We start from the raw sequence: 15,823 nt of genomic DNA, 5'->3' as shown, positions 1-15,823 counted from the left end.
TAACTAATGGCGCGTATCATACCACATCATTCTATATACTGCGAGCCGGTCTGGTGCATCCAGTCGAGCAGGCCGCGCATGACGTATGTAGCGCCGTAGACGTTCGTCGTCGGACCGTGCTCCATCATGACGACAAAGGCGTACTTGGGATCCTTGTACGGGAAGAAGCCGGTGACCCACGAGTTGACGAATGCCTTGGATACGCCGAGCTGGGCGGTGCCCGTCTTGGCGGCGATTTCGAGATACGGGACATTGAGGCCGCTCGCCGTGCCGATGAGAGCGCCCTGTCGCATGCCTTCGCGGATGATCTCGAGATGATCCGGGTCTACGGGTATGGCTTTCCCTTCGACAGGCGTCGACGTAGCTTCCTTTATAAGGGTGGGATGGAGATATGTGCCGTTATTGGCGATCACCGTGAGCGCCTTGAGCATCTGTATCGGCGTCACCTGGAAGCCGTACTGGCCGATCGACGTGAAATACGTGTCGCCGATGCGCCACGGGTCGCCCGGAAATACCTTGTCTTTCCATGCGGGCGACGGGATCGTCCCCGCAGGCCCTTCGAAGAAGCCGGTCTCGTCATTGGAGCCGAGCCCGAACATCCTGAAGTATTTATTGAGCCTGTCTATGCCGAGTCCTGGCTGATTTTCGAAGCCGCCGCCGATCTCATAGAAGTAGACGTCCGACGAGACGGCGATGGCCTTCCTCATATCCACGAGGCCGTGCGCTTTCCAGTCCATGAACACGGATTTGATCGAAGGATAATAGGGATTCGGGATGCTTATCGAGCCGGTCGAAAGGATCTCTTTGTCCGGCGATACGACGTTCTCTTCGAGAGCGCCGATGGCGACGTACGGCTTGACGATAGATCCCGGCGCATAGAGGCCCGATATGATGCGGTCGAGGAACGGCTTCCGTTCATCGGTCAGATACCCGGCTATCGTCTTCGAATCAGAACCGTCGGACATGATCTGACTCGAATATTCAGGATAGCTCGTGAGGGCTATCACTTCGCCCGTATGCACGTCCATGATGACGCCCGCGCCGCCGGTGAAGCCCACTCTGTCGGCGAGCTCCTGTATGCCCCCGAACAGCTTTTCCTGAAGGACGGAATCGATCGAGAGCGTGATATTCTCGCCGTCTTTAGCCGGACGGACGACGGATTCGGACGCGACCTTTCCCACGGCGTCGGTCTGGACGATCTTGAGGCCGTGCTCGCCCTGGAGCTCGCCGTCGTATTCCTTCTCGACTCCGGCGATGCCTTGATAGTCCTTGCGATAATAGTTTCCCTGCTTGTCCTTGGTCGGATATTTTATATAGCCGAGGATATGGGAGAGGCCTGGCTGCTCTATGTACGAGCGGATGGCAAAATCGGTATTGGTGCCGTCGAAGGTATTCCAGGCGAGCTTTATGCCGTTCCTGTCGAATATCGCTCCGCGGGAGGAATACACGGTCGTCTCTTCGAGAGCGTTGTTCTCGCTCATCAGGCTATATTCGCCGCCGTCTTTGGCCTGAAGGACCCATGCCCGGCCGAGGAGCAGCGCGAGGAGCACGACGAACGCGACGGAGAGCGCCGCCATAGAGCCGCGCGGTACCGGGCGCTCGATGCGGCCCTCGAACTGGTGCACGTCGAAGCCAGGAAGGTTCTCGGAGTCGAGGAATATCTCGTCAGGGTCCAGCTCTCGCCTGACGAACGATTTCGGGCGGCGAAAATTCATTGCCGCTATATTACCATGCGAGCCTGTTTCGGACGATGGACGCGAACCCGAGAACCATGGCGGTATAGAGCGCGGCTATATGAGAGAACCCATGGAAACCGAACTCGGTCCCGTAAAAGGCGTCGGCAAGCATACCGAAGAGCACGGCTTCATAGAAATGATCGACGAGGAAGCACGCCGAGACGACGATCAAGGCGCCCGTCCACCATGGCAGATAGAAGAGCGATATGGCGAGAAGGACGTTAAAAGCGATGCGCGGCATTAGCGGAAGCTTTTATCTACTTCGACGAAGCGGAGCTCGCTGATATTGACCGGCGAGCGGAAAAGGATGGTCTGGACCGAGTCGGTGGAATCCACCATGATCCTGTCCACGATGCCGAATGTATGCGATTTGATCGAAGGGACAGAGATCGTAGAACGCTCGACCAGGGGCGTCTGGGCCGGAAGCGTGAATATGAAATTGCCGCCGCCGCGCCCGATCGCCTCGGCGGCGATGGTCGAAGTGCCCACGAGGATAGAGGTCTTCCTCCCCGGCATGGAATAAAGAGACACTTTGGATTCGCCGCCGTAGGCTTCGGCTATGTCGCCGATGAGGACGTCGCCTTCGGCATATACTTTGTCGCCCACCGTGACGCCGTCCTTGGTCCCGACGTCGAGGACGAGCGTATCGTAGGGAGAGACCGGCGGCCGGGTCAGGATGACAGCCAGGACATAGCTTCCCTTGCCCGTGCGGGCAAGGGCGTTCTTGAGACGCTCGTTCTCGCTCTGTATATCATCGAGCATAAGGACTGACCTATCGCGCGCGGCGATTTCTTCTGAGAGGCGCTTATTCTCTTCGACGAGGCTGTATTTCGATTGGACGATCTTGCCCATGGAGACGAAGAAGCCGACGCTCGAGCTCTCCGCTTTCCAGAAGAGCGAGCCTACGGGGAAAAAGACGCTCGGAAAGAACGCCGGAAAGAAATAGGTTATGGCAAAGACGAGAGCGAGCCCGCCGACGACGAGAGTCGCCGTCCTTCCCTGCCCAGGCCTTTTACTGCGCTTTAGGTAGGTCATCTTCGTTCGCGATCAATACGTCCTGATATTTCTCTATGTCCTCGAGAATGACTCCGGTGCCGCGCGCGACAGCCGTCAGAGGGTCGTCCGCGATGTGGACAGGGATCTTCACGAAGTCCTCGATCAATCTGTCGAGGCCGCGGATGAGCGCGCCGCCGCCGACCAGGTATATGCCGCGGTGCATGACGTCGGCGAGGATCTCCGGAGGAGTGGTTTCGAGCACTTCCTTCACCGAATCTACGAGATTGTCTATGGATTGAGAGATAGCGTCGCGGATGTCCGCGTCGGTGAGGACCACCTCGCGCGGCAGTCCGGTAACGAGGTCGCGGCCGCGGATAGGGGCCTCGTGAGGGCGATCTTCGGGAACCACGACGCCGATAGCTATTTTTATGTCCTCGGCGGTCTTCTCTCCGATAAGTATCTTGAACTCGTTCCTGATATACGAGATGATGTCGTTATTAAGCCTGTCTCCGGCGATCTTGAGCGATTTCGAGCGCACGACGCCGCCGAGAGATATCACGGCGATATCGGTCGTGCCGCCGCCGATGTCTATGACCATATTGCCTGCAGGGTCATGGATCGGGAGCCTGATGCCGATCGCCGCAGCCATAGGCTGTTCGACGATATGGACTTCGCGCGCGCCGGCGTTCTTCGTCGCGTCGCGGACGGCGCGCGCTTCCACGTTCGTTACGCCCGACGGGATGCCGACGATAACGCGCGGACCGAAGAACTTCTTGGTCTCCTTCTGCGCCTTGTTCATGAGATAGAGCATCATCTCCTCGGCGACCTCGAAATCGGAAATGACGCCGTCCACGAGCGGGCGCACCGCTACGATATGGGCCGGTGTCCTACCGAGCATGTCTTTCGCCTGCGCGCCGACGGCGACGACGCGGCCAGTCTTCTGGTTCACCGCCACGACCGAAGGCTCGTTGATGACGATACCCTGGCCTTTCACATAGACGAGCGTATTAGCCGTTCCAAGGTCTATGCCTATGTCGTGCGAAAGCGCCTTATAGAATCTGTCCATGAATGCGGGCATATGCATGTTCCGTTATTTCTGAAGTCTAGCCGTCAGCTCTTTTTCCGCAAGGCTTTCCGCCTTTCCCGTCGCGCGATGCTTCACTTCGTAGCCGCCGGCCGCGAGGGCCTTGTCGGATACGACGATGCGGTACGGCATGCCCATGAGGTCCGCGTCGGCGAATTTTTCGCCGGGTCGCGCGTCGCGGTCGTCATAGAGCACTTCTATTCCCTTGTCGGAGAGGGTTTTGTAGAGACGATCCGCTTCGGCGCGGGCCGCATTCTTACCGCCGACCGAATCCTTCGAATCCACGACGATGAGATGCGCCTTGAACGGAGCGACGGCTTCAGGCCATACGATGCCGTCCTTGTCGGAGAGCGTCTCGACGATAGTGCCCATGACGCGGCTCGGGCCGATGCCGTACGATCCCATGACGACAGCCTGCTTGCCGCCCTTATCGTCAACGTACGTCAGGTCGAATGCGTCCGAGAATCTCGTACCGAGGCTGAATATGTTCCCGACTTCGACGGCTTTCTTTTCGACGAGGTCGCCGCGCTTCACGCCGAGGTCTTTCAAGACGTCGTCGGTAAGCACTTCTTTGTTGATAGCGATCCTCTTTTTCTCGTCTACGTATATGGTATCCTCGCCCGCATCGGTGACCGTCTGGAATTCGTGGGAATATTTCGAGAACGATCCGCCCGACGCGAACGTGACATACGTCTTGTCGCCGAGGCCGAGGCGCTCGAACACCTTTACGTACGCTTTCTTCGCGCTTTCGTAGTACGCATCGTGCTCCTTCTGGTCGCGCGAGAACGAATAGAGGTCCTTCATCAAGAATTCGCGGCCGCGCATGATGCCCGATTTGGCGCGCTCTTCGTTCCTGAATTTGGTCTGGAACTGATATACGGCGCGAGGAAGGTCGCGATACGAATGGACGTAGTCTTTCATGAGCGCCGTGAGAGGCTCTTCATGGGTGAAGCCGAGGCCTGTCTCGGTTCCGTTCTTCAGTTTTGTCTTGAACCAATTGTCCACGACGTCGTCTGACCAACGGCCGGTCTTCTCCCAGGTCTTTTTGTCCTGAAGCGCGGTGAGCGAGACTTCCTGTCCGCCGATGGCGTTCATCTCCTCGCGAATGACCTGGACGATCTTTTCGAGAACGCGAAGGCCCAAAGGCATGAACGCGTAGACGCCGGCCATTTCCTTGTAGACATATCCGCCGCGGATGAGGAGTTCGGCATTCCTAGAGACTTCGTCTTTGGGGGCTTCTTTACGGGTTTTGGTGAAAAGGTGGCTCTGGCGCATACGATAGCGTTAATGCGCCCATAATAGCCTATTTTATAAGTTTTGTAACTTGACCTAGCCCCAGATCTTCATCACGTCTTTATACGTGATGAAGAGCATAAATACGATAAGGATGCCGAAGCCGATGGCGTTCACGGTATTGGCTATCTTCGGATGAATGGCTTTGCGGCGGACAGCCTCTATGGCGACGAATATGATCCTGCCGCCGTCGAGCGCCGGGAACGGCATGAGGTTGAGCGCCGCGAGATTGAGCGATATAAATGCGGTGAACGACATCAGGTATGCGAAGCCGAGCTTCGATGCGTCGCCGACGAGTCGCGCGATGCCGACCGGGCCAGAGAGCTGCGACACGTCCGCGCGGCCGAGCAATGCGTCATGGATCAGGTTGAAGAGCCCGACGAAAATATTGACGAAGAGCCTGCCGGTCAGTTTCGCTCCTTCCCAGAGAGCGATATGAAAAGGCAGGTTGGCCTTGCCGACGACATCCATAGATATGCCGATAGTATATACCCCGTCAGGAGATCTCTCCGGTGTGACGGTGACGAACTGCGGCTTGCCGAGGCGCTCGATCTGGAACGTCACGGGCCTTCCTCCCGATTGCCTGGTGACGGCTTGGATGGTCGCAGGGTCGCTGATGGTCGTCGTCGCTCCGCCCGCTCGATAAGCGAGGACGGCGTCGCCTTCCCTGAGCCCGTCGCGGACCGCAGGAGAGTCCGGCAACGTATCGAGGACGATGACGTGGCTATCGCTGATGTATTTCGCGTCGTGCTCTGAAATGCCCGTCGTCATCCCCGACATGTACGCGACAGAGAACAATATCCAGGCGAAAAGAATATTCATGACGATGCCCGCTGCAAGTATGACCGTCTGCACCCAGCGCGGCTTCGCGACGAAGCTCCGCGGATCGAGAGCGGCTGAAGCGGAGGGCTCGACGTCATAGTTTTCGCCGAAGATCTTGACGAAGCCGCCGAACGGGATGGCGTTTACGGAATAGAGCGTCTCGCCCTTTTTGAAGCCCCAGATGCGCGGCGGAAAGCCGAGGCCGAATTCGTCCACGCGCACGCCCGATCTTTTGGCGGCATAAAAATGCCCGAATTCATGCACGAGCACCAGCACGGCGAGGATTATGAAGAATGTGACTATGTACACGATTATTGAGGCTTAGCTCATGATCTCCTTCTCTTTCTTGTCCATGAGGTCGGAGAGCTTCTTCGAAGAGTCGTCTATGAATTTCTGGGCTTCGGCCTTGAAGCGGAACTTCTCGTCCTCGCCCATGCCGCCCTCTTTTTCCTTCTTGTCTATATCCGTCATGACCTCGTCGCGATGTTTCCTGATATTGATCCTGCCCTGCTCGAATTTCTCTTTGGCGGCTTTGACGATGTCCTTCCTGCGCTCGCTCGTCAATTCGGGAAACGATACGCGGATGCCTTTGTCGTCTACGGAGACCGAGACGCCGAGGCTGGCGACAACGATCGATTTCTCGATGGCTTTTACGAGGCCCTGGTCCCACGGAGTGATGCGGATAGTGCGGGGATCTTCATTCGAAAGGCTCGCGACGCCGGAGATCGCCATATCGGAGCCATAGGCTTCGACGCGGACAGAGTCGAGGATAGAAGGGTTTGCGCGGTTCGTCCTGATGGCGCCGAGCTCTTTTTGGAGCCAGGCTTCGGTATCAGCGAGACCTGCCTTAAGTTTGGAAAAGTTGTATTGCATATGACGAGATAATAGCACACTACGAAAGCTCGAGGAGCGCCGCGCGCTCGAGGATAAGCTTCAGCGACGACGACCGGTCTTTCAGATACGAGACGAGCGAGAGCAGCTCTTTCATGGGCGCCATATTTTTCTCGCGATGGAGCTCGGCGATGACGGCATGAAGGAACTCTTCGGCTTTTGCCCTGTCCTTTTCTTCGATTAGAGGCGCAACGAATGCCAGGCGCGATTTAGGGGACATAGGAATGAAGTTCTTCGCGTCCCTACGTGCATCGCTTTTCTTCGCCGATTCATGGACGACCACTATCATGCGCGAGCGGAGCGTCGGCAAGAGGATGCGCGCCGAAGACGATATGACGAAGAAATGGGTTCCGGGCGTCGGCTCCTCGAATACCTTGAGGAGCGAATTCTGCGCTTCGTTCGTCATAGAATCCGCGACGAGTATGAATATCTTGCGGTCGCCGCGGACAGGCTTCATCGCCTGCATCTCCCGGAGAGCTCGGCTCTCGCCTATGCCGAGCGATTCGTATTCGGCATAGTGGACGTCCGGATGGCCCTGCCGAACGATCCCCAGACCGTCCGATAAAAACGCCTCGACCGCGGCGAGGGCGGGCGCCTTATCCCCTTCTATGAAATAGGCGTGGTGGAGAGAGTCGCGGCTGAACATAAGTTCATCATAGCAAGAAAAAAGCCCCGCGTTGCCGCGGAGCTTTAAAGCCTCACATTCGCTCGGAGTCGAGCATCACTATGGTAAACCCGACCGACGATTTATTCCGGACCTTCGGCGGAAGGCAGCTGTTTTGATGCCGCCCAAGGCGGAGATTACCGGACCGGTTGTCGGCCCTTTTTGTGACATTTTGAAGCGCTATCCGAGGTGCAGCGAAACTGCGCTATACCCTACACCCCAGCAGGCGCTCCGTCAATGACGAGAAAGCGATAGGCTATCGCTTCGCGATGATGGTCCTCTTATAGACATCCAGATGGTCGAGGGCGATGCCCGTGCCCTTTGCGACGCAATAGAGAGCCTCTTCGGCGAGGATCGCCTTCACGCCCGTGCGGCGGAATACCAATTCGGGAAGGTTGCGGAGCATGGACGAACCGCCCGTCATGATGATGCCGTGGTCTATGATGTCCGCGGCGAGCTCCGGCGGCGTCTCCTGGAGCACGTCCTTGATGGCTTTTACCATGTCGCGGAGCTCGCGGCCGATCGCTTTGACGATCTCATTCGTTTTGATCTCGGTCGATCGCGGAAGGCCCGAAATGAAGTCGCGGCCCTTGATGATCATCGAAAGCTCTTCTTCGAGGGGCACGGCCGAGCCGATCTGGATCTTGATATCCTCCGCCGTCTTGTCGCCAATGGCGAGGTTGAACGTCTTCTTTATATAGTCGGCGATAGCCGCGTCTATGCGGTTGCCCGCGCATTTGACGGACGTCGAGGCGACGATGCCTCCAAGCGATATCACCGCCACATCGGTCGTGCCGCCGCCGATGTCGACGATCATATGGCCGCGCGCTTCCTGGATCGGAATGCCCGCGCCGATAGCGGCGAGAATCGGCTCTTTGACGACATAGGCGCTCTTTGCCCCTGCCCTGATAGCGGCTTCGACGACGGCGCGGCGTTCGGTAGACGTGATGCCCGCGGGGACGGAGACGAGCACTTCAGGCTTCCAGATGTTCCATTTGCCCAAGGCCTTGTCTATGAAGTAGCGGAGCATCGCTTCGGTCACGCGATAGTCGGCGATGACGCCGTCCTTCATCGGGCGGTACGCGATGATGGATTCAGGCGTACGGCCGATCATGGATTTCGCGTCGTTTCCGACGGCAAGAATCTTATTGTCTTGCTCCGAGACGGCGACGACCGAGGGCTCGTTGAGCACGATGCCCTTTCCGGGAAGGAATACGAGCGTATTCGCGGTGCCGAGATCGATGCCGAGCTTTTTAGCGAGAAGCGCCATATATGGCCCTTACTATACGCTTTCGAGCCATTCGGCGATACTTGACAGGACGCTTGTCATAATGCAATTTACAGACAAACCCTCGATCTTTAACCTTATGATAATACAATCCCACACGATACGGACGGTCTCGAAGGAGCGTCTTCTAAAGCTCATCAGTATGTTCTCGCAAGGCTTCCGCCAGACGGATATATCGGAGCGGACGCTTCCCATCGGTCCCGACGGATCGGAGGAGAGGTGCATAGCGCTCTCCACAACTGACTCGGAAGGCTTCATGGCCTTCAAACTGGTTCCCGGCAGCTACGACAGACCCTTCGGCTGCGAGCATTACATGCTCTATACCATCACGGAAATGGAAGAGTCGCCGGATCCCGTGCTTGCGTCGGCAGTGGTGCTCTACAAGCCCGACAAGCAGATGGAGAAAATGGATAGCCTCTTCACGTCATTCCTCCGCTTTACCCACAGCTCTGAAGGAAGGAGGATCGCAAATTAGCATATCCTCTTCCCTCTTCTGCAAGGCCGCGTCATCCTGACGCGGCCTTTTCTTATTCCCTTTTTATATCGACGCCGAGGGCTGTCAGACGCTCGGCGATATTTTCGTATCCCCTGTCGATCACGTATGCGTTGTCTACGATCGTTTCGCCCGAAGCGATGATGCCTGCGATGACGAAGGCCATGCCTGCTCGTAGGTCAGGGGCTTTTACCCGCTTTCCCGCGAGGGGCGTCGGGCCCTGTATAAGCACGCGGTGCGTATCCTGCGAAGCGATCTTGGCGCCCATTGCCACGAGGTCTTTCGTATACGCCAGGCGACCTTCGTATATGGTCTCGAAGAGGGCGCTCTCGCCTTCTGCCTGGGTCAGGAGCACGCCCATAGGAGCCTGAAGGTCCGTCGGAAGGCCCGGGAATTCATGCGTGCGCACATTGACGGCCGAGAGGCTCGCCCCCTTGACCGTTATCTCGCTCTCGCCGACGGAGACATCGACTCCCGCCGTTCGGAGGATCTCCGTGATTATCTCGACATGTCCGGGAATGCAGTCCCTTATCGTGATCGATCTTCCCGCAAGGGCGGCGAGGATCATAAAGCTACCCGTTTCGATCCTATCAGGCATCGTCTTATAGACGATGCCTTTCGACGTCAGATTTCTAACGCCGTCGATGATAATAGTCGAAGTGCCTGCCCCGGATATCTTTGCTCCGCATGCGTTCAAGAAATCGGCGAGAGACTTTACTTCCGGCTCAAGGGCGCAGTTCTTAAGCACCGTACGGCCCTTCGCGAGCGTCGCGGCCATCATCAGGGTCTCGGTACCGGTGTGGCTCTGCACCTTAAAGAAGAACTCCATGCCCTGAAGGCCGTCGGGAGCGAGAGCGACGTACATGTCGCCTTCGGTGCGGATCTCCGCGCCCATGCGGCGGAATCCGTCGAGAAAGAGATCGATCGGCCTGTTGCCCAGAGAGCAACCTCCCGGATTCGGGAATGATACGCGGCCCATGCGGGAGAGCATCGGACCCGTGAGCACGATGGAAGAGCGCATCGCAGTCGCGGGACCCATCGGGAGATCGGGGTCGAGCTTCGCGGGCAAGATGATCCTACGCTTCCCTGCCGACTTCTCTATCTTCATGCCGACGCCTTCGAGGAGCTCGGCCATGCGATTGACGTCTTCGATCTCCGGAACGTTCAAAAGTTCGACATGATCGTCGAAGAGTGCCGCCGAAGCCATGATCTTGAGCGCCGCATTCTTCGCGCCCGCTACGCGTATGTCACCCGAAAGGACCCTCTCGCCCCCCCGGCCAATGCCAAGGCCGCTTATCCTAAAGGAATTTTCTACCATGATCCCATTCTATTCTTAGAGAGGACGAAAAGCGAGAGCTGCGGCGATGGCGAGTATGCCGAGCGTGTTGAATATGTACGAGATGGCCGCGAATCTCGGTCGCGATATCTTCGAAAGCCCCATGAGCGTGAGGCCCAGCTCGTCCGGGAACGGCGACGCGATGACGAGGGCGCCGAGGAGCACCAGCGACCATCGCGCGAATCTGTATTTAAGGAGATGGCTCATCCGCCCCGACTTCGAATGAACGATGATGTCGGAGATATCATCGGCGACATGCTTTTTAAGGAAGCTGAAGATGACGAGGTCTCCTATGACCGCGCCCAAGCCCCCGACGAATGCTACGACATACGGCGAATGGATGGCCGTCAGCGAGCCCAGGACGACTATGGCAGGAACGGTCGTGAAGACCGACGTGAAGAAGAGTCCTCCGATGAACGCTTCGAGCACGTAATAGCCCCTACCGCTTTCGAGCGCCAGTCCGAGGAGCGGGCTTCGGGCCAAAAACACTGCAAGGATGATGCTCAGAGCCACGACAATGCCGTCTTTAATGAATTTCCGCCTACGAACCTCTTTCATATATAGTAAGTATATCCGATTCTCATACCCTGCTATACTTTCCCCGTGCGCATCATCAAAGCCATTCCCATAGCGCGCGGTATCGGCGCCGACATCCTTTCCTATTGGAGCCCTGCCGACGCGGCGCCCGGCACGATCATACGCGTTCCCCTCCGCAAGCGAACGGTGGGAGCGCTCGTCATGTCGTCCGAACCGGCCGCCGAATCTAAATCCGAGATAAAATCGGCTGATTTCGAGATCAAGAAGATATCGCGCGCCGACCCGCGCGCCGTGATGTCGCCTCAATTTTTCAAGGCAGTGGAGGAAACCGCGCGATACTACGCAGCTTCGGTCGGAAGCGCCCTCTTCGAATCGGTGCCGGCAGCGATCCTTTCCGATTACGAGAAGATACCCGAGGCAGGCGAATTCAAGAAGAGATCAAAGCCCCGCGAATCCTACGTTCTCCAGAAGAGCGAAGACGACCGCTACGGCCATTACAAGAGCCTCGTGCGCGAGCGCTTCGCCCACAAGGAATCCGTATTCATGATGCTCCCTTCGGTCGAGGATATAAAAAACGCCTGCTCGTATTTCGAAAAGGGCATCGAACGCTATACCTATACGTTCCATAGCGGTCTCTCCAAAGGCGAAACGCTCAAACGCTGGAAAGCCGCCGTCGAAGACGAACATCCTATCGTCATCGTTGCGACCGGAGCGTTCCTTTCTATCCCTCGCTCAGATATCGGGCTCATCATCGTCGAGCATGAAAGCTCGCGAAACTACAAAGCGCGATCGCGGCCGTTTCTCGACCACCGCTTCCTGGCCGAACGCTACGCGCGCGAGGCGGGCATGGATCTTATCTTCGGCGACTCGTTCCTCCGCGTCGAGACGCTCTGGCGCGAAGACGAGGGTGCGGGCATAGATCAGCTCGTGGACTATGCGCCTCTGGCGATGCGCTCTCTTTCGACGGCGCGAGATACGCTCGTGGACATGAAGAGATACAAGAATCCCGACCATGACGTGCGAGTCATATCGGATGAATTGCTCGATCTCATCAAAAAAGCGCGCGCGGAGAACAGCAGCATATTCATATTCGCCGGAAGAAAGGGCCTCGCCCCCCAGACCGTATGCTCCGATTGCGAGAACGTCCTAACATGCGGCCGCTGCAGCGCGCCGCTCGTCCTCCACGGAAGCGACGACCGGCGATTCTTCATGTGCAATAGGTGCGGCAAGAAAAGCGACGCCCACACCAAATGCCGGAACTGCGGCTCGTGGAGGCTCAAGACGCTCGGCATCGGCACGGAGCGCCTCGAAGAAGAGCTCTCCGCCGCCCTTCCTGATTCAAAGGTCATGCGCCTGGACAAAGCCTCGGCGCCGACCCCCAAGAAAGCCGCCGATATCGCCGAAAGATGGTATGCATCGCCCGGATCGATACTGATAGGCACGGAGCTCGCCCTCGGATACCTTGACCGCCCTATCGACTACTGCGCCGTGGGAACGCTCGACGCCCTATTCTCCATTCCCGACTTCCGCATCAATGAAAAGATATTCTCCATCATCCTGAAGCTGCGCGCGATAGCGAACAAGCACTTCCTCCTCCAGACCAGGAACCCCGAAGCGCCCGTGCTCTCGCAGGGAGCCAAGGGTAACATCATCGATTTCTATCGCGAAGAGATCGAATCGCGAAGGCAGTTCTCTTTTCCGCCCTTTTCGACCTTCATCAAAGTCTCACATTCGGGGAAAAAGGAAGACGTGCTCGAATCCATGGACAAACTAAAGGTCGCTCTCGCCGGATTCCAGGTAGACGTATTCCCTGCATTCATAGCTACGGTCAAAGAGGAATACGTGATGCATGCGCTCGTCAAATTGCCGCGCAAAGAGTGGCCTCAAAGCGAGCTTTTGGAGCGCCTCCGCGGCCTTCCGCCATCATACGCCGTGAACGTAGACCCCGAAAGCATCCTATAGTAGTGTGAATCCATGATAACCATCGTCCAGAAAGAAGATCCTATACTCCGAAAGACGGCCAGAGCCGTTCCGAAGGCGATGTTCGGCACGCCGGAGCTCAAAAAGATCATCGCCGACATGAAAGCGGCGATCGAAAGCCAGGACGATGCCGTCGCTATCGCCGCGCCGCAGATCGGCGCGTCTTTGCGCATATTCGTCGTGTCCGGACGCATTTTCGATATGCTCCGCGAAGAGGCCGTGACAGGAGAGGGGACGGCGCAGGCCACAAAGAAAGCAGACGACATGATCTTCATCAACCCGAAAGTCTTAAAGCTCTCGAAGGATCGGAAAGAGATGGAAGAGGGCTGCCTTTCCGTCAGGTATCTCTATGGCAAGGTCTCGCGGGCCAGAAAAGCCACGGTCCGGGCGATGAATGAAAGCGGCAAGGCATTCGAGATCGATGGGACGGGACTCTTGGCCCAGATATTCCAGCACGAGAACGACCACCTCGACGGCGTACTTTTCATAGACAGCGCGACCGACCTAGAAGACCTGCCTCCGGATGAGATAGAGCGAAAATAAATGGCAAGAAGCGCGAACATACAGCCGAGATTCGCTTTTTTCGGCACGCCAGACAGAGCCGTCATGGCCCTCAACGTCATGAAGCACGCGGGAATGACCCCGGCACTCATCATCACCCAGCCTGACCGGCCGCAAGGGCGAAGGCTCGCGCTCACACCACCTCCGGCAAAAATATGGGCCGAGGCAAACGGCATTCCCGTTCTCCAACCTGACGATCTATCAGACGCGGCGTTTAAAAAAGCTCTCGCTGACGGAAATTTCGATTTCTTCATCGTCGTCGCCTACGGCAAGATCATAAGACAGGAAATCCTCGAAATCCCGAGGTTTGGCTGCATCAATCTGCATGCGTCGCTCCTGCCCCGCCTTCGCGGAGCGAGCCCGATCGAGACAGCGATCCTCACCGACGAGCGGCCGGCAGGCGTTACGACTATCCTCATGGACAGATTCATGGATCACGGGCCGATTCTCATGCAGGCCGAGGTTCCGACGCCGCGATGGCCGTTGCCCGCAGACGAGCTCGCGAAGCTCCTCGTCGAAAAAGGCGGCGAGCTCCTCGTCAGATCGATAGAAGGATTGGCCTCAGGCACGCTGAAATCCGTTGAACAGGACCACGGGAGAGCCACTATCGCCAAAAAGATAACGAAGGAAGACGGCCTCATGGATCTTTCCGCCGATCCGTACAAGAATTTCCTCAAATGGAATGCGTATAAGACCTGGCCGAAGAGCTATATTTTCATCGGCCCTGAAAAGACCCGCGTCACTATCACCGATGCGGCCTTCGAGAACGGTTCGTTCGCCATAAAAAAAGTCATCCCCGAAGGAAGGAAGGAGATGACGTGGGAAGAGTTCTGGAGAGGAGCGAATAGCTAGATGCCGTTTATGTACGCGGCCGTTGCGTCCTCGCGCGCCTGCATCTCGCCGCGATTCTTCCACGCGACGGATACGAAATAGGACAAGCTTCCGAGAAAGAGGAGCGCCACGGCGGAAAACGTCACGAGCCGCTTGTTAAGCTGCGAGAGATTCATGCATATATTCTACTCTCTCCCTTTCTTCCAAGGCAAACCCTTGAGCATGTTCTTCACCGCAAGGCCCGATCGCTTTATAAAATCGGCCCTTTTGGCCTTTTTCGAGCGAAGCGATTCGACGAGCTCGTCTTTAGCCGCGGCGAGAGCGACATAGAGGTCTTCTTTCTCCGCCTCGGCCCGGATATCGCCGTGACGGGTATGGAAATTGACCTCTGCCCTGAAAACGTCGCCAGATCGGTGATGGCTAGTCGTCTTGCCGACCTCGATATCGGCGCGAGCGCTCGAATCATCGGCCTCGACATATTTTTCTAAAGACTGGACGACCTTATCGACCGCCGCCTCGATGGCAGGAGTGAGCCCGATCCCCATTCCTTTGAGCGTTCTTTGAATCATATCTTTTAATTATACGTCATCCTGACGAAAAATCGCGGCAGGAGGCAAAAGAAAGCCAGACAAGTAGTATCTGGCTTTCTTTTGCTCGCTTTCGCGAATCCTCTACATATCCCCTCCTTCCCTGCGATATGCCATATAGGCTGACACCGCATATCCTCCGAGTCCGGCCACCGCAAGGCCGAGAAGTATCGCCATGACTATACCCATAGTCCTGCCCGAATTCGCGGCGGCGGCGGTATTATCAGTTTGGCTGAGGGATGAGACCGCCTGTTGCGCGCTGTTGTACGCGATGGCGTCTGAAGCAGAGAGCGATGCGTCGTCCGGACCTGCATCAGGACTGGCGAGGTAGGTGTCGAGAGACGGGTCGTAGCCCCCGCCAGTGCCCGTGAATTCGGACACTGATGCGAGAGTGCCGTCGCTCTGTATGCCGGACGAGAGCGTCGAAGCGCTTCCTCCGGAAGACCTGCTATTGCCGCCCGATCGGGCCGCGACAACGCCGCCGGAAGATCCAGACGAGCTTCCGCCGCTCGAAGAAGGATTGACCCCTCCGATGACGGTACCGCCGATACTTCCGTCGCTATTCGTGCCGCCGGACTGGGTGCCGACGCCGAGAGAGAGCGTTCCGGTTATTTCAGTCGCGCCGGCTTGCCGTGCTCCGAGAATGGCGAGAACGAGCGCCAAGGCTGGCGGTAGGACCGCATTCGCGATATTGCGCAGTTTGATGTTCATAGGGCTCGTTAGT

At 57.2% G+C, this 15,823-nt stretch carries 18 protein-coding genes; 4 read left to right on the top strand and 14 right to left on the bottom strand.

Translation table 11 applies throughout. The features are described 5' to 3' along the window. Positions 1-26 precede the first annotated feature (26 nt). The 9 genes from VHE10_03815 to VHE10_03775 form a co-directional block, all read right to left on the bottom strand. Entirely contained in the window at positions 27-1,715 is a 1,689-nt protein-coding gene (locus VHE10_03815; protein HVU06883.1) for a penicillin-binding transpeptidase domain-containing protein, read from the bottom strand. Positions 1,716-1,725: 10 nt separating this feature from the next. Continuing rightward, a complete protein-coding gene (locus tag VHE10_03810; GenBank protein HVU06882.1) occupies positions 1,726-1,977 on the bottom strand; it encodes a hypothetical protein in 252 nt (83 codons plus the stop codon). Continuing rightward, positions 1,977-2,771, bottom strand: a complete 795-nt coding sequence (locus VHE10_03805; protein HVU06881.1) for a rod shape-determining protein MreC — start codon at positions 2,769-2,771, stop codon at positions 1,977-1,979. Before VHE10_03805 ends, VHE10_03810 begins: the two co-directional genes overlap by 1 nt. Further along, a complete protein-coding gene (locus tag VHE10_03800; protein ID HVU06880.1) occupies positions 2,749-3,810 on the bottom strand; it encodes a rod shape-determining protein in 1,062 nt (353 codons plus the stop codon). Before VHE10_03800 ends, VHE10_03805 begins: the two co-directional genes overlap by 23 nt. A 12-nt stretch (positions 3,811-3,822) precedes the next feature. Beyond that, the gene (locus tag VHE10_03795) at positions 3,823-5,091 is read right to left on the bottom strand and encodes an aminoacyl--tRNA ligase-related protein (GenBank protein ID HVU06879.1); all 1,269 of its coding nucleotides are present in this window, start codon (positions 5,089-5,091) and stop codon (positions 3,823-3,825) included. Between the two features lie 54 nt (positions 5,092-5,145). Beyond that, positions 5,146-6,240, bottom strand: a complete 1,095-nt coding sequence (locus VHE10_03790; GenBank protein ID HVU06878.1) for a M50 family metallopeptidase — start codon at positions 6,238-6,240, stop codon at positions 5,146-5,148. A gap of 12 nt (positions 6,241-6,252) precedes the next feature. After that, entirely contained in the window at positions 6,253-6,804 is a 552-nt protein-coding gene (frr, locus tag VHE10_03785) for a ribosome recycling factor (protein ID HVU06877.1), read from the bottom strand. Between the two features lie 19 nt (positions 6,805-6,823). Then, positions 6,824-7,468 carry a hypothetical protein gene (locus VHE10_03780; GenBank protein ID HVU06876.1) on the bottom strand — a complete coding sequence of 215 codons (645 nt, stop codon included), beginning with the start codon at positions 7,466-7,468 and terminating at the stop codon, positions 6,824-6,826. A 274-nt stretch (positions 7,469-7,742) separates the two neighbouring features. Beyond that, positions 7,743-8,756, bottom strand: a complete 1,014-nt coding sequence (locus tag VHE10_03775) for a rod shape-determining protein (GenBank protein HVU06875.1) — start codon at positions 8,754-8,756, stop codon at positions 7,743-7,745. Positions 8,757-8,853: 97 nt separating this feature from the next. Between VHE10_03775 and VHE10_03770 the strand changes: the two genes are divergently transcribed. Continuing rightward, entirely contained in the window at positions 8,854-9,249 is a 396-nt protein-coding gene (locus VHE10_03770; GenBank protein HVU06874.1) for a hypothetical protein, read from the top strand. A 52-nt stretch (positions 9,250-9,301) separates the two neighbouring features. Here the strand turns inward: VHE10_03770 and murA are convergent, their stop codons facing one another. Further along, positions 9,302-10,585 (bottom strand): UDP-N-acetylglucosamine 1-carboxyvinyltransferase, encoded by a 1,284-nt coding sequence (murA, locus tag VHE10_03765; GenBank protein HVU06873.1) that lies wholly within the window; start codon positions 10,583-10,585, stop codon positions 9,302-9,304. 15 nt (positions 10,586-10,600) lie between these two features. Next, entirely contained in the window at positions 10,601-11,161 is a 561-nt protein-coding gene (locus tag VHE10_03760) for a hypothetical protein (GenBank protein HVU06872.1), read from the bottom strand. A 45-nt stretch (positions 11,162-11,206) separates the two neighbouring features. Between VHE10_03760 and VHE10_03755 the strand changes: the two genes are divergently transcribed. From VHE10_03755 to VHE10_03745, 3 genes are read left to right on the top strand one after another with little or no spacing between them, the layout of a single operon-like run. Next, the gene (locus VHE10_03755) at positions 11,207-13,102 is read left to right on the top strand and encodes a hypothetical protein (protein ID HVU06871.1); all 1,896 of its coding nucleotides are present in this window, start codon (positions 11,207-11,209) and stop codon (positions 13,100-13,102) included. Positions 13,103-13,114: 12 nt separating this feature from the next. Further along, on the top strand, positions 13,115-13,663 hold the full coding sequence (def, locus tag VHE10_03750; GenBank protein HVU06870.1) for a peptide deformylase: 549 nt from the start codon (positions 13,115-13,117) through the stop codon (positions 13,661-13,663). Next, complete coding sequence (locus VHE10_03745; protein ID HVU06869.1) at positions 13,664-14,533, top strand: methionyl-tRNA formyltransferase; 870 nt, start codon at positions 13,664-13,666, stop codon at positions 14,531-14,533. Here VHE10_03745 and VHE10_03740 read toward each other — a convergent pair. The 3 genes from VHE10_03740 to VHE10_03730 form a co-directional block, all read right to left on the bottom strand. Beyond that, on the bottom strand, positions 14,530-14,688 hold the full coding sequence (locus VHE10_03740) for a hypothetical protein (GenBank protein ID HVU06868.1): 159 nt from the start codon (positions 14,686-14,688) through the stop codon (positions 14,530-14,532). The genes VHE10_03745 and VHE10_03740 overlap by 4 nt on opposite strands. 9 nt (positions 14,689-14,697) lie before the next feature. Next, positions 14,698-15,081, bottom strand: a complete 384-nt coding sequence (gene raiA / locus VHE10_03735; protein ID HVU06867.1) for a ribosome-associated translation inhibitor RaiA — start codon at positions 15,079-15,081, stop codon at positions 14,698-14,700. A gap of 102 nt (positions 15,082-15,183) precedes the next feature. Next, complete coding sequence (locus VHE10_03730; GenBank protein HVU06866.1) at positions 15,184-15,810, bottom strand: hypothetical protein; 627 nt, start codon at positions 15,808-15,810, stop codon at positions 15,184-15,186. Positions 15,811-15,823 lie beyond the last annotated feature (13 nt).

It is taken from the genome of Candidatus Paceibacterota bacterium, assembly GCA_035546035.1.
In the GTDB taxonomy this organism is placed as follows: domain Bacteria; phylum Patescibacteriota; class Minisyncoccia; order Phycocordibacterales; family UBA6065; genus UBA6065.
The sequence above is the reverse complement of the archived record's forward strand: the minus strand, read 5'-3'. Positions and strand labels throughout refer to the sequence as shown.

What these genes read in the sequence shown, in the direction of transcription:
- VHE10_03815 (HVU06883.1), bottom strand. Translation starts at nt 1,715, where the DNA reads ATGAATTTTCGCCGCCCGAAATCGTTCGTCAGGCGAGAGCTGGACCCT.
- VHE10_03810 (HVU06882.1), bottom strand. Translation starts at nt 1,977, where the DNA reads ATGCCGCGCATCGCTTTTAACGTCCTTCTCGCCATATCGCTCTTCTAT.
- VHE10_03805 (HVU06881.1), bottom strand. Translation starts at nt 2,771, where the DNA reads ATGACCTACCTAAAGCGCAGTAAAAGGCCTGGGCAGGGAAGGACGGCG.
- VHE10_03800 (HVU06880.1), bottom strand. Translation starts at nt 3,810, where the DNA reads ATGCCCGCATTCATGGACAGATTCTATAAGGCGCTTTCGCACGACATA.
- VHE10_03795 (HVU06879.1), bottom strand. Translation starts at nt 5,091, where the DNA reads ATGCGCCAGAGCCACCTTTTCACCAAAACCCGTAAAGAAGCCCCCAAA.
- frr (HVU06877.1), bottom strand. Translation starts at nt 6,804, where the DNA reads ATGCAATACAACTTTTCCAAACTTAAGGCAGGTCTCGCTGATACCGAA.
- VHE10_03780 (HVU06876.1), bottom strand. Translation starts at nt 7,468, where the DNA reads ATGTTCAGCCGCGACTCTCTCCACCACGCCTATTTCATAGAAGGGGAT.
- VHE10_03775 (HVU06875.1), bottom strand. Translation starts at nt 8,756, where the DNA reads ATGGCGCTTCTCGCTAAAAAGCTCGGCATCGATCTCGGCACCGCGAAT.
- VHE10_03770 (HVU06874.1), top strand. Translation starts at nt 8,854, where the DNA reads ATGATAATACAATCCCACACGATACGGACGGTCTCGAAGGAGCGTCTT.
- murA (HVU06873.1), bottom strand. Translation starts at nt 10,585, where the DNA reads ATGGTAGAAAATTCCTTTAGGATAAGCGGCCTTGGCATTGGCCGGGGG.
- VHE10_03760 (HVU06872.1), bottom strand. Translation starts at nt 11,161, where the DNA reads ATGAAAGAGGTTCGTAGGCGGAAATTCATTAAAGACGGCATTGTCGTG.
- def (HVU06870.1), top strand. Translation starts at nt 13,115, where the DNA reads ATGATAACCATCGTCCAGAAAGAAGATCCTATACTCCGAAAGACGGCC.
- VHE10_03745 (HVU06869.1), top strand. Translation starts at nt 13,664, where the DNA reads ATGGCAAGAAGCGCGAACATACAGCCGAGATTCGCTTTTTTCGGCACG.
- VHE10_03740 (HVU06868.1), bottom strand. Translation starts at nt 14,688, where the DNA reads ATGAATCTCTCGCAGCTTAACAAGCGGCTCGTGACGTTTTCCGCCGTG.
- raiA (HVU06867.1), bottom strand. Translation starts at nt 15,081, where the DNA reads ATGATTCAAAGAACGCTCAAAGGAATGGGGATCGGGCTCACTCCTGCC.
- VHE10_03730 (HVU06866.1), bottom strand. Translation starts at nt 15,810, where the DNA reads ATGAACATCAAACTGCGCAATATCGCGAATGCGGTCCTACCGCCAGCC.